Source organism: Streptacidiphilus sp. MAP12-16 (assembly GCF_041262165.1).
Classification (GTDB): domain Bacteria; phylum Actinomycetota; class Actinomycetes; order Streptomycetales; family Streptomycetaceae; genus Streptacidiphilus.
In genome coordinates, this window is record NZ_JBGCBY010000029.1 from 22,342 (window position 1) to 39,802 (window position 17,461).

Sequence of the window (17,461 nt, forward strand, 5' to 3'; positions counted from 1 at the left end):
GCTGCCCGCCGACGGACCGTCAGGAGACGTTGAGCGCAGTGTCGTCCAGAACGAAGGAGGTCTGGAGTTGGGAGTCCTCGGCGCCGGTGAACTTCAGCGTGACGCTCTGGCCCTTGTAGGGGGACAGGTCGAAGCTGCGCTGGGTGTAGCCGGTGGCGGCGTTGAGATTGGAGTAGGTCGCCAGGGTGGCGAGCACGGTGCCGGAGCCGTTCAGGACCTGGACCTTGAGAGTGTCGTAGGCGGTGGTGGTGCTCGTCTCGGCGGTGTCGATGTGCAGCCAGAAGCTCAGCGCGTAGCTGCCGCAGCCGGACGGCAGGGTCACCGCCTGGGCGAGGGTGTCGGTGTGGGTGCTGCCGTAGCCGTCGAGCCAGGCGTCCCAGGAGCCTGAGCGGGCAGGCTCGCTGGTGTCACTGCTGACCACCCCGGAGGTGCCGGTCCACGGAGACAGCGAGCCGGTCTCGAAGCCGGGGTTGCCCAGGAGTTGAGACGGCGTGCAGCTACCGCCGCCGGCGACGGTCCAGTTGAACGCGGTACTGCCGGCGGCTCCGGTGGAGTCCTGCGCCGTCACCGTCACGCTGGACGTCCCTGCGGCAGTGGGAGTCCCGGTGATCAGGCCGGTGGCGCTGTTGAGGGTCAGGCCGCCGGGCAGCCCGTTGGCGCTGTAGGAGAGGGTCTGCCCGGAGGCCGAATCACTGGCGTGGATCTGCAGGTTGACGGCCGAGCCGACGGTACCGGACTGGCTCCCCGGGTTGGTGACGGTGACCGTGTTGCCTGTGGCGGCGTTCACCGTCCAGGTGAAGCTGGTGCTGCCGGACGGTCCGGTGGAGTCCGTCGCGGTCACGGTCACGCTGGAACTGCCTGCCGTCGTGGGCGTACCGGTGATCAGGCCGGTGGTGGCGTTCAGGGCGAGCCCCGGAGGAAGACCGGTCGCGGAGTAGGCGAGCGTGCCGCCTGCGGTGTCGGTCGCGGAGAGTTGCAGGCTGGTGGACTTGCCGACGGTGCCGGTCTGGGTCCCCGGGTTGGCGACGGTCACGGATCCGCCCGTCCCGCTTCCGAACTGGATGTCAAGGACGGAGTGCAGCTCGATGCCGTTCGGAGCGACGCCGGTCTGGCCGTGCAGGAAGTCGAAGAAGCCGACCCCGGTCACGGTGACGGGAACGTTCGCCGTCTGGAAACTCCCGGTCGGGCTGTACTTGGCGTCGAACTCGGCGCGGGACTTCTGGATGCCCGACAGCAGCGGGCTGCCCGCACCGACGCAGGCAGGATCGGGGATCTCCCCGATCATCGTGTGCCCGGCCTTGTCGTCCAGGACCAGGTGATAGTCGGAGTCGGCCTCCAGCTTGTACTGGTCCAGGGTGGCGCTCAGCCTGAAGACGGTCGTCTCGGTGGGCTGGACCCGGTTGTTGGCGGGGAGGCTGCCCGGGGCGGCCAGTGAGGCCAGCGCTGGGATCGTCGTGGCCGTCGTGGACTGGACGGTGATCTTTGCGGCATCGGCGTCGGTTCCGGTCTTCACGGACCAGCGCTCGACACCGCAACTTCCGGTCACTGCGGCGGCGTGGGCGACGACCTCCTCGTGCTCCTCCGCGTCCGGGCTCGCGCTGTGGCGCGGTCCGGCGCTCACGGTGGTGATGGTCAGGGTCACGGCTATCGCGGCCACGACGAACGCGGCCAGGTACTTCCACCAACGGCGATGCACGAGCGCCTCCCAGGCAGTGGGGACGGGACTGGTCGTGCTGTGGGGATGTGCGGAGGAACTACTCGGGAGTGTGACGGACCGGAGGTTGACGCGCATAGACCCGCAAGGTGAACGATTGGCAATGCTCACTCAATTAGCCTCGGACGTTCGTTTTCGTCCGCCGGTCACCTTCCTTCGTCGCCCGGGGTCATAGCAGTGACCGACGAAGTCCGGCGGATATGACGGGCAGTCACAGACCAGTTGGAGATCCCTTCGAGGCGCCGAAATTCACCCACGCCGAACGCGTGCCGCCGTCGCTGACCGAGGCCGCCACCCGGCCGGGCCGCCCCGGTGCCGGACGGGATCCGGTACGAGGCCGCGGACCACTACGACGAGGAGGGTCTCGCGGCGCTGATCCTCATGGTCGGCGTGACCAACCTCTTCAACCGGCTCAACGCCACCACCGGGTAGGTCGTCGGCGCAGCCCGGAGGCCGGCCGCGCCGGCCGGCGCGGGCGCCGCGACCGGGGGCCGGACAGCACCCTCCTAGCGTCGCGACCCACCCCGGCCGGCGCGTGCGGCAGCACGGTCGAGGCTGGCGATGACGTCCTCGTCCGGGGTCTGCGAGAAGTCGACGTAGGACCATCCGATGCCGAAGAAGTTGCCCGGAGTCTCCAGGCACACGAACTCGTCGGCGACGCCCTCCATCCGACCGCTCCAGCCGGGCGACGCCACCGGGGTCGCGAGCACCACGCGAGCGGCGCCCTGGGCGCGGGCCATCCGGCAGGCGGCCCTGGCGGTGGCCCCGGTGGCGATGCCGTCGTCGACGACCACCGCCGTGCGGCCGTGGAGGTCGACCCGGCGTCGGTTCCCCCGGTAGAGCGCGGCTCGACGTTCCAACTCGGCGCGTTCCGCCGACTCCACAGCGGTCAACGCCGCCTCGGAGGCGCCCACCATGCGCACCACGTCGTCGTTGATGACCCGCACCGAACCCTCGCCGATCGCGCCCATGGCCAGCTCGGGCTGGGAGGGGACGCCGAGCTTGCGCACCACCAGGACGTCCAGCGGCGCGCCGAGGGCCGCGGCGACCTCCTCGGCGACCAGGACGCCGCCCCTGGGAAGTCCGAGTACGACCGGGTCGTCCTCTCTCAGGTGCTCCAGCCGCTCGGCGAGTCGCCGCCCCGCATCGGGCCGATCCGCAAAGAACATGGGGGACCTCCTCAAGCAGTCGTCGCCGACGGCCGTCCCCGCACACTCCGATTCTCCCAGACCTGGCCCGATACGGGGTTTCCGAGTTCCGAACGACTCCGGAGGACGACGTCAGCGGGCGGCCCGCTTGAGCGGCGACGCGTGGAGGGCGAGGTCGAAGGAGAGCGCCGGGGTCGCGTTCTGGGCGAGGCTGAGCGCCTGCGCGGGCCACCAGGCGCCGGCGGAGGGGTCGACGCTGCCGTACTCCGGGTCGGCCGGCCCCGCCGTACCGCGGGTGCAGCTGCCGTCGGACTCGCCCGGGACCTTGATCCACAGGAATGCGTCGAGCAGGGCGGTACCCGTGTCAGCAGTGGGGCGCACTCCCAGGCCACGGCCGGGCGGGTTGCACCAGGTCTGCGGGTCGCCGGTGTACTTGCCCGCGGGTGGGGTCCACGGGCCCTGGCCGTTCCGGCTGCTGTCGATGACGAAGTGGGCGAGCTGGGCGGACGCCGGAACGTGCGCTGCGTACCAGGCGTCCGCGTCGGCGGCGGGCCAGTACTGGTTGGCGCAGTCGGCGGAGCTGGCGCCCGGCGTGTTCTGCACGTACCAGACGCACTTCGAGACCTCGGTGCCGTAGCGGGTCAGGTCCGCGTCGGTCTGGTAGTTGGAGACGTTGAGGAAGAAGCCCTGGGCCCGGGCCACTCCCCCGTCGACGAGCAGCTGCGCCTGGGTGCCGACGTTCTGCCAGGCGCTGTGGCCGCCGTCGAGGTAGACGACGGCGCCGGGCTGGCGCTCCAGGCGGTCCACCGCTGCGTTGAGCTGCGCGAGCCGGTCGGCCTGCTGCTGTGCTGTGCCGCCGCAGTAGGCGGGCGAGAGTGCCAGGCCGTCGGGCTCCAGGATGACGACCGTCCTGCGGTTGCCGATTCCCTGGGCCAGGGCGTCGATCCAGGTGGCGTAGTCGGCGCTGGTGGCCGCGCCGCCTGCGGAGTACTGCGAGCAGTCGCGGCCGGGGATGTTGTAGGCCACGGCGACCGGGACCTGGCGCTGCAACGCTGCTCTGGCCTCCAGTACGGCCATGTCGTGGGTGGTCTGCTGGACGGTGCTGGTGCCGTCGAACCACTGGGCCACCGGCCAGGAGGCCAGTTCCGCCATGGTCGCGGCGTCCGTGAGGTCGCCCGCCTTGAGGTCGGTCAGTGCCTGGTGGGCAGCTTTGCTGGAGATGTCGACATAGAAGTGGGTGTCGGTGGCGAGGGTGCGGGCGGCGGGTGCGGGGGCTGCGGTCGCGGGGGCTGCGGTCGCGGCCGAGGCGAACACGCCGGCACAGGTGGCGAGGGCCGCCGTGAGGGCGACGAGCGGTCTGATGGCACGGGCGATGCGCACGGAGCGGTCTCCTTGGATGAACGTGATCATGGCGGGGCGGGGCTGAGCGGTCCCCGGGCGGCGGCGGGTGGAACCGCGCCCGGGGGACCGCCGACTGCGGGTCAGCTCGCGGCGCACCTGAGCGTGGGCGTGCCGTTGGTGCCGGTCCAGGTGCCCTGGACGCCGAAGGTGGTGGTGCCGCCTGCGGCGATGGCGCCGTTGTAGCTGAGGTTGGTCGCGGTGACCGCGCTGCCGGACTGGGTGACCGCGGCGTTCCAGGAGCTGGTCTCCTGCTGCCCGTTGGGCCAGGTCCACTTCACCGTCCAGCCGTGGGTGGCCGAACTGCCGTTGTTGGTCACGGTGACGGTGTCGGTGAAGCCGGGGGTCCACTGGTTGGTGACGGCGAGCACGGCCGAGCACCCGCCACCACCGCCACCACCGGAGGCGGCCTGGGTGGTCGCGGTCGCGCTGCCCGACGCCGCCGAGAGGTTTCCGGCCGCGTCGAACGCCTTCACGGTGTACGTGTACGCGGTGGAGGCGCTGAGGCCGGCGTCGGTGTAGGAGGTGCCGCTGGTGGTGCCGACCTGGGTGCCGCCCCGGTACACGTCGTAGCCGGTGACGCCGACGTTGTCGGTCGCGGCGCTCCAGGCGAGCGAGGCGGAGTTGCTGGTGGTGCCGGTGACCGTGAGGTTGGCGGGCGCGCTCGGAGGCGTGGTGTCACCACCGCCGCCGCTGCCCGCCGTGGCGGCGGTGAAGGAGAAGCTGTTGGTGCCGAGTCCCTGGCCGCCCTGCCAGACCTCGAATCCGGCCTCCGCGTCGATCAGGTAGTGGGCGGGGTTGACCGAGCCGCGCGAGACCGCGTCGCTGATCAGGGACTTGACGTCGAGGTTGGCGAAGGAGGTCCCGCCGCCCTGCAGCACATAGGAGATGATCTTCCAGGAGGTCTGCTGGCCGGTCCACACGTTCCAGCTGTGCCCGGCGGCGGTGGAGGTCCCGGTCTGCGACCCGAAGGGCTGGACGCCGCCACGGCTGTTGAGCCAGATCATGATCTCGGTACCGTCGGGCTGACCCGTCGTGGTGGGAGTGGAGTTGATCCACAGGTCGTAGGCCACGTCGTAGGCGCCGGACGCGGGCTGGACCGTACTCCAGGACGAGGTAGCGCTGCCGAGCTGGCTGATCTGGATCGGCAGCCCGCTGCCGGTGGTGCAGGCCCCCCAGTGGCAGCCCTTGTAGAGGGAGGGGTACGTGGCCGGCGCTCCGTTGGTCGCGAGGTTGAAGTTCGCGGTGGTCAGCGACCAGGCGGTGCCACCGGTGGCGGTGACGCACTGGGCGGCGCTGGAGTTCCACTCGTTGGCCTGGAGCGTGTACTCGCCGTTGTTGATCGGCAGGGTGCCGGTCGCAGTGCAGATGGACGTACCCGTGGCGGCCTGGGCCGCGGGGCTTGCGGCGATCGGCGTGACGAGAGCGGCGAGAGCGACGACCAGGAGGGACGCCCTGAGGCGTCGCATCAAGGGGACGGGGAGGCGGAACTGCATGGAGGTGGTCCTTCCCGGGTGGGGGGCGGTCCGGTGGGGCGCGGTCCGGTGGGGCGCTCCGGTGCGGGTGGTGCTCCGGGCGCACGCGCGAGAAGCCGACGGCGTGCGCCCGGAGGTCAGGTTCTTGCGTGCTGTGCGCTCAGTGCGGTCCCGATGGCGACGAAGGCCAGTCCGATCCGGAGGGGCGTGCGACCTGCCTTTTCTGGGAGCGCTCCCAGTTTCATCCGCGTCAGACCCTTCATTGAGTGGACGAAAGGTGGTGACGGCGCTCGGGTGGTGAAGCCTTCGGTTCAAGTTCCGCAGCCTCACCGCACTCGTTGCGCCGTGTCATATGAAGTCAGTAGTGTGAATGGGCGTCAAGAGGTCTCGCAGTGTTCATTTGTCGAACGAATGACAGCCGGGCACCGACCTCGGAAAAATGGGAGCGGTCCCATTCCCTCCGAGCCAGCTTCTACCTGGTCCCTGTACAAGCCGCCGACGAAGTCGTTGGATGAAGCCCGCCATCGCCCAGCCGGAACGTAGAGGGAACGACATGACCACCGACGAACCCGTGAAGCGGACCTCCCTGCGAAGATGGGAGCCCATCGCCGCACCCATTCCGCTGACCGTCCTGCCCGAGCGCACCTGGACCGACGAGGAGTGGCAGCGCATCCGGCTCGGCCACCGGTCCCGCGGCGACGACAAGTGGAACGTCTTCGTGGAGGACCACCGGCTCTACGCTCAGCGGGCCCGGACCGGCCGGGGGATCTACGAGGTGGAGTTCGGCCCCGCGTCCGAGGGCGGCTGGCGGATCACCGAGGCCCTGGTCGAGTCCGACTCCGAGTTCCATCCCCACGCCTCGGACGAACGCGACTCCACCATGCTGCAGATCATCGTCAGCGGCATCGTCCTCGGCATCCGGGACCCCGGTCTGTGGGCCCGCTGGCGCGAGGCCGGCGGCGTACCGCGCCTGGCGTAGGCGCCCCGTACCGTCCGGGGACGACGCCGGGGCGGCGGACGGTTTTGTACCGTAGCGCCATGAGAGTCATGCAGTGATCGAGTCCTGGCGGCGCCGCCTGTCCCGTCGGCCTGCGCTGACGGACGTCCTGACGGCGCTGGTGGTCCTCGGGCTCTCCCTCGCCGCCTCGGCCGCCCAGCGGGGCCCGCACCGGCATTCGCTGCCGTCCCTGACCTCGCTCGAACCGTCCTTCCTCATCGTCGCGGCGGTCTCCTGCGGTGCCCTGCTGTACCGGCGGCAGCAACCGAGGGCGGCTCTGGCTGTGGCCCTCGGCGGCGGCGTCGCCTACGTCGCGCTGGGCTACGAGCTGAACCCGGTGCTGCTCGGCCCGGTCGTGATCACCACCTACACCGTGGCCGTCAGCACCGACCGGCGCACCGCCTGGGTGACGGCCGGAGTCGCGGCGATCGTGCTGTCCGGGTCGGCGATGGCCCTCGGTACGGGGTCGTGGCTGGAGCCGTCGAAGCTGAGCATGCTGGCCTGGTCCGGGATGGCCGCAGCGGTCGGGGACGCCGTGCGCTCGCGGCGCGCCTACATCGCCGCGATCGAGGAGCGCGCCGAGCGCGCCGAGCGCACCCGCGAGGAGGAGGCCCGGCGCCGGGTCGCCGAGGACCGCATCCGCATCGCCCGCGAGCTGCACGACGTGGTCGCCCACCACATCGCGCTGATCAACGCCCAGGCGGGCGTCGCCGTCCACCTGGTCGACCAGATCCCCCCGCAGGTCAGGGAGGCGCTGGAGCACATCCGCGACACCAGCCACGAGGCGCTGCAGGAGCTGAAGGCCACCGTCGGCCTGCTGCGGCAGTCCGACGACCCGGCCGCGCCGCTCGAACCGGCCCCCGGCCTCGCGCAGCTTCCCGAATTGCTCGCCTCGTTCGCCCGCGCGGGCCTCGACGTGCAGATGGACCAGGTCGGCGAGGTACGTCCGCTGCCACCCGCCGTGGACCTGACGGCCTACCGGATCGTCCAGGAGTCCCTGACCAACGTCAGCAAGCACGCCGGCGTGCCGACCGCTCGCCTCCAGCTCTTCTTCAGCGGCGAGCAGTTGGCGATCCGGGTGGAGGACGAGGGCCGCAGCGCGCCGATGCGCCCCTACACCGGCACCGGGCACGGCCTGGTCGGGATGAACGAACGCGCCGCCGTGGTCGGCGGCACCCTCACCGCGGGACGTGACCCATGGGGCGGCTTCCGGGTGGCGGCCGACCTCCCGCTGCGCCCCGTCGCCATGACCAGCGCCACCGAAGGAGCCGACGCGTGACCATCCGGGTCCTGCTGGCCGACGACCAGGCACTGCTGCGCGGCACCTTCCGCATGCTCATCGACTCGACCGCCGACATGGAGGTCGTCGGCGAGGCGGCCAACGGGCGCGAGGCCGTGGAGCTGGCCCGTTCGTCACGCGCGGACGTGCTGCTGATGGACATCCGCATGCCCGAGCTGGACGGGCTCGCCGCCACCCGGCTGATCTGCGCGGACGAGAACCTGGCCGGGGTGCGGGTGCTGATCCTGACCACCTTCGAGTTCGACGAGTACGTCGCCGAGGCCCTGCGGGCCGGGGCCAGCGGGTTCCTGGGCAAGGGCATGCGCCCGGAGGAGCTGCTGGACGCGGTGCGCACCGTCGCGGCGGGCGACTCCCTGCTGTCGCCGACCGCCACCCGCAGCCTGATCACCCGCTTCCTCGCCCAGCCGGAACGCTCCACGCCCATCGCTCCGGGCCGGCTTGACGCGCTGACTCCGCGTGAGCGGGACGTGATGGGGCTGGTCGCGTTGGGCCTGTCGAACGACGACATCGCCGAGCGCCTGTTCCTCAGCCCGCTGACGGTCAAGACTCACGTCAACCGCGCGATGACCAAGCTCGGCGCGCGCGACCGGGCCCAGCTCGTCGTCGTCGCCTACCAGTGCGGGCTCGTGCTGCCTGGTACCGTCTGATCCGCCACTGGCCGCGTCAGCAACGGCCTGACACACCACCAGGAGGAGCACGACGAGCGCGACCGTACTGCGACCGCAGTAGGTCGCGATCACCGCAGCAGGCGGACGCGGCGGGGTCCTCGGTCAGGCCAGGGTGGGACCATGAACGGACACCCGCGATGATCGTAGCCAGCAACCTGACCAAGAAGTACGGCGAGAAGACCGCCGTCGACGACCTCTCGTTCACGATCAAGCCCGGCATCGTCACCGGCTTCCTCGGCCCCAACGGCGCCGGCAAGTCGACCACGATGCGCATGATCATGGGCCTGGACGCGCCCACCTCCGGCAGCGTCACCGTCAACGGCCGCCACTACGCGGAGCACCCCGCGCCGCTGCACGAGGTCGGCGCGCTGCTCGAGGCCCGTGCCATCCACACCGGCCGCAGCGCCCGCAACCACCTGCTCGCGCTCGCCGCCACCACCGGCATCAGCGCGCGCCGGGTCGACGAGGTCATCGACCTGGTCGGCCTGCGCGACGTCGCCCGCAAGCGCGCCGGCGGCTTTTCGCTCGGCATGGGCCAGCGTCTCGGCATCGCGTCCGCGCTGCTCGGCGACCCGGCCACGGTCATCCTGGACGAGCCGGTCAACGGCCTGGACCCGGAGGGCATCCTCTGGATCCGCAACCTCCTCAAGGGCCTTGCCGCCGAGGGCCGCACGGTCTTCGTCTCCTCGCACCTGATGAGCGAGATGGCGGTCACCGCCGAGCACCTCATCGTGGTGGGACGCGGAAAGCTGATCGCGGACACCTCCGTCGAGGAGTTCACCCGCAGCGCCTCCCGCAATGTCGTGCGGGTCCGTTCCCCGCACGCCGACGAGCTGCGCAGCCTGCTGCTCGGACCGGACGTGAGCGTGGAGAGCGTCGAGCCCGGGACCCTTGAGGTCACCGGTCTGGACAGCGACCGGATCGGCACCGTCGCCGCCGAGAACAGCCTCACCCTGTTCGAACTCGCGCCGCAGCAAGCGTCCCTGGAGGAGGCGTTCATGGAGCTCACCCGTGACGCCGTCGAGTACCACGCCAGCACGACCACCGCCGTCGCCGGCGAGCCGGTCGGCGCCGGAAGGAGCACCACATGAGCACCGCCACCGCCACCGCACCGAGCCCGACCAGCGCACCGGTCGCGCAGGGCAAGGTAACCCAGCTGCGGGTGCTCAACTCCGAGTGGATCAAGCTCCGGACGCTGCGCTCCACCCCGATCACGCTGCTGGTCGCCGTCGCCGCCGAGGTCGGCCTGGGCATCCTGGTCACCTACCTGAGGGCCAGTCACCCGCGCCACGGCGGGGTCGAGCACATCAACGGCGCCGAGCTCAGCCTGGCCATGTACCGGCTGGCGCAGCTCGCGGTCGGTGTCCTCGGCGTGCTGATCATCAGCGGCGAGTACACCACCGGTATGATCCGCGCGAGCCTGTCCGCCGTCCCCAAGCGGCTGCCGGTGCTGTGGGCCAAGGCCGCCGTGTACGGCGCCGTCCTGCTGGTCCTGATGACCATCGCGTCCCTCGCGGCGTTCTACGGCGGCCAGGCGGTGCTGTCCTCGTACGGCCAGGCTGCACACATGTCCGACCCCGGTGTGACCCGCGTGGTCTTCGGGACGGCGCTCTACCTGACCGTCATCGGCCTGCTCGGTGTCGCCACCGGTGCGCTGATCCGCAACTCGGCGGGTGCCATCGCCGCGCTCTTCGGCGTGCTGCTGGTCCTGCCGGGCCTGGCCGACCTGCTTCCCGCCACCTGGGTTCCCAACGTCGTTCCCTACCTGCCCAGCAAGGCCGGGGAGGCTCTGCTCAACGTCGTCCCCGACCCGTCGCTGATGTCGCCGTGGAACGGCTTCGCGCTGTTCGTCGGCTATGCGGTGGTCCTGCTGGCGGCGGCCGCCGTGCTGCTGAAGCGCCGGGACGCCTGACGTTTCCGTCCTCCGATGCCCCCTGCCTGCCGACGCGGCAAGCAGGGGGCATCAGCGTGTCCGGGGCCCTGCCGATTGAAGCTACTCGCTGGTAACATTCCGGCATGACTGAGATGCTGCCCTCCATCGGCGAGATGCTCACCGCCACCGTCCCCATGGCCGCGACACTGAACCTGGAGTTCCTCGAGACTTCGGTGGAGCGTGCCGTCGTACGCCTGCCCGACCAGCCCGACTTCCACAACCACGTGGGCGGACCGCACGCCGGGGCGATGTTCACGCTCGCCGAGTCGGCCAGCGGTGCCATCGTGCTCGCCGCGTTCGGCGACCAGCTGAACCGCGCCGTGCCGCTTGCCGTGCGGGCCGAGATCGGCTACCGCAAGCTCGCCATGGGTCCGGTCACCGCGACCGCGACGCTGGGCCGTCCGCTCGCCGAGGTCGTCGCCGCACTCGACGCGGGCGAACGCCCGGAGTTCCCGGTCGCCATCGAGATCACCCGCGAGGACGGCGCCGTCACCGGCGAGATGACGGTCGTCTGGACGCTGCGCCCGCACTCCTGACGGGGCGGCCTCGTCGGCGGCGACCCTCCGGAGCTTCGGGACCGATCGGTTCCCTGAGCTCCTGAGGTCGGGCAAGATGTTCGGGTGATCATACGGAGATCGACGACGACGCCGCCATCGACCAGCCCGGATCCCGAACTGGCCTACGCCCTCACGGACTTGGCCTGGTACGCGCGCACCCGTGACAGCGCCCGCACCTGGTACTGGGTCACCGAATTGGGCGCACTGTTCACCGGGGCCACCACCGTGGTCGCGGCGGGTCTGCAGGCGCCCGCCGCTGTCACGGCGTCCGTCGCCGGAGCGACCGTGTTCATCGGCGGGTTCCGGCAGGTATTCAACCACGCGGAGCGCTACGTTCTGGCCGCGGAGTCGTGGTCGAGGCTCCGGCCCGCGATCGAGCGCTACAAGCTGGTCCCGGAGGCCGACCGGGACGCCGACGTCCGCCGGCGCCTGGTCGAGGACGTGGAGGCCGTCGCGGCCTCCGAGATCCAGAACTGGGCCTCCTACCGACGCGGACTGCGGTCCGGGCCCGGCCCGGCCTCCTGACTGGCCGGGTGGCGCTCCGTCAGTTGGAGAAGTCCTGGGTGAGCCAGACGGTGCCGGAAGCGTCCCGGTAGACGGCGATGCCTATGTGCGTGAAGCTCGAACTCAGGATGTTCTGGCGGTGACCGTCGTTCGGCGGCTTCTCGTCCAGCATGCTCTGGGTCAGCCCGACCGCCATGGAGGCAATCGAGGAGTCCGAGCTGCCGGTGGGGCCGCCCTCGCCGATGTTCTCCCCGGCCGACGTCCAGTGCACCCCCTGGGCCTGCTCCCGATCCCCGAACGGGCTCTCGCCCGGGCATTGGTGGCTGAGCCCGCACCCGCCCGCCATCACCTGGTTGTGCCCGGCAGCGCTTCGGTTCAGCCCGTCCAGGATGGTGTAGGCCGGCAGTCCCTGGGCGCTGCGCGCCTGGTTGATCAGTGCCAGTACCTGCTGGACCTCGGGCGCCCCGACCGGCGCGGCCGGGGCGCCCGAGGTGGCGCCCGACGTGGCGGGGGCGTGCGGCGCGGCGGAGGGGGAGGTGTGCGCGGTGGTGGCCCTCGCGGGTCGCGGCGTCGGGTGCGCGGTGGCGCTCGCCGACCGGTGCGGTTGCGCTGTCGTCGGTGTCACTGTGGGGGTGGCGGCCAGGGCGGCCGGTGACGGCTGCTCGGAGGTCTGAGCGATCGGCCGGGCGACCGGCTGAGACACCGGGTGGGAGGAGCCGCCCATGCAGGCGAAGGCGGTCCCACCGCCGAGTGCGGCGAGTACCGCCGCACCGCCGACTGCGAGCCGAAGGCGCGGAGTACGCGGCCCTTGGCGCTGCCGGCGGCGAGTAGCGGGCGCAGCGGCGCGGCGATGGGAGCTCATACGTGGGACACCTCTGGGATCGACGGCAGGTCACCCCGTCCGCGCGCCGCGAGCCGGAGGTGGCACGCCGCGAGCTGCGGGAACGTTCCGGGAGCGGGACCTTCCCACGACCGGACTGGACCGACCCTAAGCGGCTCCGGCCCTCGGGAACACCGGGGACGGGCAACTTTAGGTTCCGCTAAGAGAGGCCTCACGTCCCACTGCGGTACCGCCGGTCGGCCTTACGGCCCCAGGCCGTAAGCCCCTACCAGGACGTCTCTCGGGTGGACGCCTGCGCCTGGGGATGGATCGTGGCGGTGAGCTGCGAGCGGTGGTTGGAGCTGGAGAAGGTGACCGTCAGGGTGTCCGGTGCGGACTGGGTGGTGCTGGTGGTGAACCCCAGCGCGGGCACCGCGGAGACCAGGCAGACGGCGTCGGCTCCGAAGCTCACCGTGGCCTGTCCGCCCACGGATTGGATGGTGTGCGTCCCGACACCCCCTTGGCAGCCGCTGCTGGAGCCGCCGGAGTCGGGAGCGGCGGAGGTCGCCGCGACCTGGACGGGTGGTGCGCTCGAGTGGGAGGGGCGCGGGACCGGTGCCGTGCGGCGGGGGGAGGGAGTAGGCGACGCGCTGGGCAGGGCGGACGGGGTGCTGACCGCGGGAGGGAGGGAGGCCGAGACGAACACCGTCGGCACCGTGTGCGCGGTCGGCGGCATGGGGGCGGTGGAGCCCACCACGAAGCGCACAGTCAGGGAGACCGCGGTGACGGTGAGAGCCGTGCAGGACAGCCAGACCAGGAGGTAGCGCAGGAACCGGGGCACGGCACCATCATGGCCGATCCGCTACGGTGTGCCCCATGGCCTGCGTCCTTGTCGTGGAAGACGATCCCGGCATACGCGCCTCCCTGATCGATGTACTGACCACCCATGGGCACGTGGTGCGCAGCGCGGCCGACGGATTCGGCGGCCTGCGCGAGGTGACCCAGTCACCGCTCGACGCCGTGATCCTGGACCTGGGGCTGCCCGACCTGGACGGCAGCGACGTCCTCCGTATGATCCGCGGCATCTCCAAGGTTCCGGTCCTGGTGGTCACGGCCAGGGACGACGACACCGAGATCATCCGCCTGCTCAACGCCGGTGCCGACGACTACCTGGTCAAGCCGTTCTCCGGCGGGCAGTTGGCGGCACGCCTGTCGGCGGTGCTGCGCCGGGCCGGTGGACCGGAATCCCCCGGCGGCACGGGGTCGGCGGGCCTGCACGAGAGGCCGTCGGCGCTCCAGGGACCGTTCTCGGTCGGCGAGCTGCGCGTTGACCCGCTCGCCCGTACCGCGCACCTGGGCGAACGGGAACTCCAGCTGACCCGCCGGGAGTTCGACCTGCTCGCCTACCTGGCCGGGAACGCGGACCGGGTGGTGTCCAAGCGCCGGATCCTGACCGACGTGTGGCGCGAGCCGTATCTGGAGGACCAGACCATAGACGTCCACCTGTCGTCGCTGCGCCGCAAGTTGGGCGAGCGCGCGGCCCATCCCCGCTATCTGCGTACCGTGCGCGGCGTGGGGATCAAACTGGTGACACCGCGTTGAGAAGGACCCTGGCAGGGGTGGCCCTGGCCGTCACCACCATGGTGGCCCTGTCGTTCCTGATACCGCTCGCGCTCCTGGTGCGCTCGGAGGCCCGCACCCAGACCATCACCGCTGCCGAGCAACGAGCCGCGGCGCTCGCGCCCACGCTGACCCTGACCAGCAACCCTTCGGACCTGCGCCAGGCCGTGGCCGCGCTGGACTCGGCCGACCGCCTGAGTGTCCATCTGCCGGACGGCCAGCTGATCGGAGTCACCCACGCTCCGCACGCGGTACTGCTGCGCGCCGAGCAGGCCGGTGAGTCCATCGCCCAGAACCTGCCGGACGGTTGGGTCTACCTCCAGCCGGTGGTGCTGGGTCGGGGACGGGTGGCGGTGGTCGAGGAGTTCGTTCCGCAGGCCGAGTTGACCCACGGTGTGGCCGCGTCCTGGTGGGTGATGTCGCTGCTGGCGCTCGGTCTGGTGATCGGCTCGGTGCTCGTGGCCGACCGCCTCGCCGCCCGCGTGGTGCGCTCCTCGCTCGGCCTCTCCCGAGCCTCGCACGCGCTGGGCAGAGGGGACCTGGACACCCGGGTGGACCCGATGGGCCCGCCCGAGCTGTACGAAGCCGGGCTTGCCTTCAACGCGATGGCGGAGCGGATGCTGGAACTGCTCGCCATCGAACGCGAACTGGTCGCAGATCTCTCGCACCGGCTCAGAACGCCGCTGACCGCGCTGCACCTGGCGACCGAGCGGATGGGGCCCACGCCGGACTCGGAGCGCATCACCGCCGCAGTCCACCAGCTCGAGTCGGAGCTCCACACGATCATCACCACCGCGCGCACACCGCTCGCCGTCGGGCCGATGGGCCTGGCCCTCCGCTCCCCCGCCGCGCAGCGCCGGTCCCTGCGCCCTGCACGTTCGGCGCGCCCAGCCGACGGGTGCACCGCCGCCGAGGTGATCAGCCGCAGAGCCGGGTTCTGGGCCGTCCTCGCCGAGCAGCAGGCGCGTCCCTGCCAGGTGGCCGTGACCAGCGAGGACACCGCGATCGAGCTGCCCGAGGACGACCTGGCCGCGGTGATCGACGCGCTGGTCGGCAACGTCTTCCGCTATACGGCGCCCGGGACCGCTTTCGAGGTACGGCTGGAGCGCACCGCCCAGGCGGTGACCCTCACCGTCGAGGACGCAGGGCCCGGCATCCCGGACCCGGACGGCGCCCTCGCCAGAGGCGCGAGCTCCGCCTCCACCGGCCTCGGTCTGGACATCGCCCACCGCGCGGCGGCGGCGACCCGAGGCGCGGTGCAGATCACCCGCGGGGCGATGGGCGGCGCCCGGGTCGCGGTGACCTTCGGACTCGCGGCCGCCCCGAGCCGCGGCGCGCAGGCCCGACGCCGCGGCCGGACCCGGGCCACGCGGAGCTAGGAGGGTGCTGAAGATCTAGGCCGGGCTCGCAACGCCCTGCGCTCGCGACGACAGCGGCTCCGCGGGCGCTTGCCGCGTTGTCGTCGGTCCCCAACCAACCACGGTTGGCTCCCTCCTCCGCCTTGCAATCGAAGCCGCATGACGCCGCTCCCTGATCCGGCCTAGATCTCCAGCACCCTCCTAGGGTCTTCCTTGGCGGTCAGGACGGGGTGGTTCTGCGGGCGGCGGCCTTGGCGTAGCGGGTGGCGAGGCAGGCGAAGGCCGCGTTGAGTTCGGGCGGGCCAATGACTTCGATGTCGGCGTCGAAGCGGCCGATGGTGGCTGCCAGGCCGGTCCATGACCAGGAGCCGAGGGCGAGTCGGCAGCGGTCCGGGCCAAGGGCCTCGACGATTCCGTCCTGGGCGAAGTGGGCGACGGCGGTGGCGGGAAGGTCGAGGACGACTTCGCCGTGGCAGGGCCAGTCGGTGGTGGTGCCGTCGGAGCCGCGGAATCGGCCGGTGATAAAGGCGGACACGTCGCCTCCGGGCACTTCGCGCGGGGTGAAGCGGGGTCCGTTCGGTGTGCGCGGGTGTATGCGGTCGACGCGGAAGGTCCTCCAGTCGTCGCGGTCGAGGTCCCAGGCCAGGAGGTACCAGCGGCCGCGCCAGGTGACCAGGTGGTGGGGCTGTACCCGTCGACGCTGCTGCCCGGTTGCGGCCTTCTGGTCCTGCGCGTAGTCGAAACGGAGTTCCTCACGGGCGTGGATGGCGGTGCTCAGGTCGGTGAAGACCTGGGTGTCGACCTGTGGGGCGTCGCCGTTCTCGGGAGGCTGGACAGCCGTGATGCGCAGCATGTCGATGCGGTGGCGAAGGCGCGACGGCATGACCTGGCGGATCACGGTGAGGGCGCGTGCGGCGTCCTCGGCCATCGTGGTGCCCGTGGCGGCGGTTTGCAGGGCGACGGCCAGGGCGACGGCCTGGCCGTCGTCGAACAGCAGTGGGGGCAGGTGCCCGCCGGCGTCGAGGCGGTATCCCCCGGCGGGCCCCTTGAAGGCCGTGATCGGATAGCCGAGTTCCCGCAGGCGGCCGATGTCGCGGCGGACCGTGCGCGGGGTGATGTCGAGCCGCTCGGCGAGGTCCTCGCCGGACCACCCACGGCGCGTCTGGAGCAGCGCGAGCAGGGCGAGCAGGCGCGAGGAGGTCTTCTGCATGTCCACCATTCTGCCTCCAGTACAGGACACAACCTGTCCGCTACCTCTGCCATGGTGGTCCACAAGCCACCGAGGGGACACAGCCCCAGGTCACGGTGGCCGCGCCGCGGCTCTTCCGTCGCAGCGGCGTACATCCGAGGAACACAAGTACGAGGAGCGGGCCATGTCCGTCACGACCACCACCCACCTGAACTTCCGGGGGGCCGCGCGCGAGGCGCTGGACTTCTACCAGTCCGTCTTCGGCGGGCGGGCCGTCGCCGTCACCTACAAGGACGCCGGCAACGTGCGACACGAGAACGAGGCGGACTGGGTGATGTGGGGCGAAGTGGTCGGGGACAACGGCTTCCACGTCATGGCCTACGACGTGCCGTCCCAACTGCCGTGGAACCAGGGCGAGAACCCCTTCTTCGTCTCCGTGCGGGGCGACGACGCCGACGAGATCAGCGTCCTGTGGCAGAGGCTGTCGGACGGCTCGACGGTGGTGCGGCCCTTGGAGGCCGCGCCGTGGGCGCCGCTGTACGGCATGCTCAGCGACCGCTTCGGTGTGACCTGGGTCCTGGACGTCACCGCCCCCTACAACGGCTGACCCGCCCGGCCGGTGCGACGGAGGGCGCGCCGCCGCGCCGCCGCACCGGCCCCGCGGGCTCGGCACGAGAACGACAGGGAGCCGCCGCCGGGACGCGGCGGCCCGGTGGAGAGAAGCGAAGGAAGCGGGTCACCGTGCGACTGCAACACAGGCGACGAGCGGGCCGCGGCCTG

General features: G+C 71.4%; 16 protein-coding genes and 1 pseudogene. 10 read left to right on the forward strand and 7 right to left on the reverse strand.

Annotated features, from left to right (window positions below; all coding sequences use genetic code 11):
- Window positions 1-19: 19 nt before the first annotated feature.
- From ABIA33_RS30190 to ABIA33_RS30205, 4 genes and pseudogenes are all read right to left on the reverse strand, one after another.
- The gene (locus tag ABIA33_RS30190) at window positions 20-1,696 is read right to left on the reverse strand and encodes a putative Ig domain-containing protein (RefSeq protein WP_370085852.1); all 1,677 of its coding nucleotides are present in this window, start codon (window positions 1,694-1,696) and stop codon (window positions 20-22) included.
- A gap of 545 nt (window positions 1,697-2,241) precedes the next feature.
- Window positions 2,242-2,883 (reverse strand): annotated as a pseudogene (locus ABIA33_RS30195) (phosphoribosyltransferase); the annotation flags it as partial.
- Between the two features lie 111 nt (window positions 2,884-2,994).
- Window positions 2,995-4,242 (reverse strand): glycoside hydrolase family 6 protein, encoded by a 1,248-nt coding sequence (locus tag ABIA33_RS30200; protein ID WP_370085853.1) that lies wholly within the window; start codon window positions 4,240-4,242, stop codon window positions 2,995-2,997.
- A gap of 101 nt (window positions 4,243-4,343) precedes the next feature.
- The gene (locus ABIA33_RS30205; protein WP_370085854.1) at window positions 4,344-5,756 is read right to left on the reverse strand and encodes a cellulose binding domain-containing protein; all 1,413 of its coding nucleotides are present in this window, start codon (window positions 5,754-5,756) and stop codon (window positions 4,344-4,346) included.
- Between the two features lie 532 nt (window positions 5,757-6,288).
- On the opposite strand from ABIA33_RS30205, the gene ABIA33_RS30210 reads away from it, so the two are divergent.
- The 7 genes from ABIA33_RS30210 to ABIA33_RS30240 all read left to right on the forward strand — a co-directional run bounded on the left by ABIA33_RS30210 (window position 6,289) and on the right by ABIA33_RS30240 (window position 11,715).
- The gene (locus tag ABIA33_RS30210) at window positions 6,289-6,714 is read left to right on the forward strand and encodes a hypothetical protein (RefSeq protein WP_370085855.1); all 426 of its coding nucleotides are present in this window, start codon (window positions 6,289-6,291) and stop codon (window positions 6,712-6,714) included.
- Window positions 6,715-6,787: 73 nt separating this feature from the next.
- Window positions 6,788-8,011 carry a sensor histidine kinase gene (locus ABIA33_RS30215; protein WP_370085856.1) on the forward strand — a complete coding sequence of 408 codons (1,224 nt, stop codon included), beginning with the start codon at window positions 6,788-6,790 and terminating at the stop codon, window positions 8,009-8,011.
- Complete coding sequence (locus tag ABIA33_RS30220) at window positions 8,008-8,679, forward strand: response regulator (protein ID WP_370085857.1); 672 nt, start codon at window positions 8,008-8,010, stop codon at window positions 8,677-8,679. Before ABIA33_RS30215 ends, ABIA33_RS30220 begins: the two co-directional genes overlap by 4 nt.
- A gap of 158 nt (window positions 8,680-8,837) precedes the next feature.
- Complete coding sequence (locus tag ABIA33_RS30225; protein ID WP_370085858.1) at window positions 8,838-9,791, forward strand: ATP-binding cassette domain-containing protein; 954 nt, start codon at window positions 8,838-8,840, stop codon at window positions 9,789-9,791.
- Complete coding sequence (locus ABIA33_RS30230; RefSeq protein WP_370085859.1) at window positions 9,788-10,612, forward strand: ABC transporter permease subunit; 825 nt, start codon at window positions 9,788-9,790, stop codon at window positions 10,610-10,612. Before ABIA33_RS30225 ends, ABIA33_RS30230 begins: the two co-directional genes overlap by 4 nt.
- 104 nt (window positions 10,613-10,716) lie before the next feature.
- Complete coding sequence (locus ABIA33_RS30235) at window positions 10,717-11,169, forward strand: DUF4442 domain-containing protein (protein ID WP_370085860.1); 453 nt, start codon at window positions 10,717-10,719, stop codon at window positions 11,167-11,169.
- 84 nt (window positions 11,170-11,253) lie between these two features.
- The gene (locus tag ABIA33_RS30240) at window positions 11,254-11,715 is read left to right on the forward strand and encodes an SLATT domain-containing protein (protein ID WP_370085861.1); all 462 of its coding nucleotides are present in this window, start codon (window positions 11,254-11,256) and stop codon (window positions 11,713-11,715) included.
- A 19-nt stretch (window positions 11,716-11,734) separates the two neighbouring features.
- Here ABIA33_RS30240 and ABIA33_RS30245 read toward each other — a convergent pair whose 3' ends face one another.
- Both ABIA33_RS30245 and ABIA33_RS30250 read right to left on the reverse strand, forming a co-directional pair.
- Window positions 11,735-12,556, reverse strand: a complete 822-nt coding sequence (locus tag ABIA33_RS30245) for a CAP domain-containing protein (protein WP_370085862.1) — start codon at window positions 12,554-12,556, stop codon at window positions 11,735-11,737.
- 244 nt (window positions 12,557-12,800) lie between these two features.
- Window positions 12,801-13,355, reverse strand: coding sequence for a hypothetical protein (locus tag ABIA33_RS30250; protein ID WP_370085863.1), 555 nt, complete (start codon window positions 13,353-13,355; stop codon window positions 12,801-12,803).
- Window positions 13,356-13,390: 35 nt separating this feature from the next.
- On the opposite strand from ABIA33_RS30250, the gene ABIA33_RS30255 reads away from it, so the two are divergent.
- Together ABIA33_RS30255 and ABIA33_RS30260 are read left to right on the forward strand one after the other, a co-directional pair.
- Window positions 13,391-14,116 carry a response regulator transcription factor gene (locus ABIA33_RS30255; RefSeq protein WP_370085864.1) on the forward strand — a complete coding sequence of 242 codons (726 nt, stop codon included), beginning with the start codon at window positions 13,391-13,393 and terminating at the stop codon, window positions 14,114-14,116.
- Window positions 14,113-15,513, forward strand: coding sequence for an ATP-binding protein (locus ABIA33_RS30260; RefSeq protein WP_370085865.1), 1,401 nt, complete (start codon window positions 14,113-14,115; stop codon window positions 15,511-15,513). The genes ABIA33_RS30255 and ABIA33_RS30260 overlap by 4 nt, the downstream gene beginning before the upstream one ends.
- A gap of 199 nt (window positions 15,514-15,712) precedes the next feature.
- Here ABIA33_RS30260 and ABIA33_RS30265 read toward each other — a convergent pair whose 3' ends face one another.
- Window positions 15,713-16,702, reverse strand: coding sequence for a helix-turn-helix transcriptional regulator (locus tag ABIA33_RS30265; protein WP_370085866.1), 990 nt, complete (start codon window positions 16,700-16,702; stop codon window positions 15,713-15,715).
- A gap of 163 nt (window positions 16,703-16,865) precedes the next feature.
- On the opposite strand from ABIA33_RS30265, the gene ABIA33_RS30270 reads away from it, so the two are divergent.
- Window positions 16,866-17,288 carry a VOC family protein gene (locus ABIA33_RS30270; protein WP_370085867.1) on the forward strand — a complete coding sequence of 141 codons (423 nt, stop codon included), beginning with the start codon at window positions 16,866-16,868 and terminating at the stop codon, window positions 17,286-17,288.
- Window positions 17,289-17,461 lie beyond the last annotated feature (173 nt).

Coding starts and splice junctions, on each gene's coding strand:
- ABIA33_RS30205 (WP_370085854.1), bottom strand. CDS start 5,756: ATGCAGTTCCGCCTCCCCGTCCCCTTGATGCGACGCCTCAGGGCGTCC.
- ABIA33_RS30210 (WP_370085855.1), top strand. CDS start 6,289: ATGACCACCGACGAACCCGTGAAGCGGACCTCCCTGCGAAGATGGGAG.
- ABIA33_RS30225 (WP_370085858.1), top strand. CDS start 8,838: ATGATCGTAGCCAGCAACCTGACCAAGAAGTACGGCGAGAAGACCGCC.
- ABIA33_RS30230 (WP_370085859.1), top strand. CDS start 9,788: ATGAGCACCGCCACCGCCACCGCACCGAGCCCGACCAGCGCACCGGTC.
- ABIA33_RS30235 (WP_370085860.1), top strand. CDS start 10,717: ATGACTGAGATGCTGCCCTCCATCGGCGAGATGCTCACCGCCACCGTC.
- ABIA33_RS30245 (WP_370085862.1), bottom strand. CDS start 12,556: ATGAGCTCCCATCGCCGCGCCGCTGCGCCCGCTACTCGCCGCCGGCAG.
- ABIA33_RS30255 (WP_370085864.1), top strand. CDS start 13,391: ATGGCCTGCGTCCTTGTCGTGGAAGACGATCCCGGCATACGCGCCTCC.
- ABIA33_RS30265 (WP_370085866.1), bottom strand. CDS start 16,702: ATGCAGAAGACCTCCTCGCGCCTGCTCGCCCTGCTCGCGCTGCTCCAG.
- ABIA33_RS30270 (WP_370085867.1), top strand. CDS start 16,866: ATGTCCGTCACGACCACCACCCACCTGAACTTCCGGGGGGCCGCGCGC.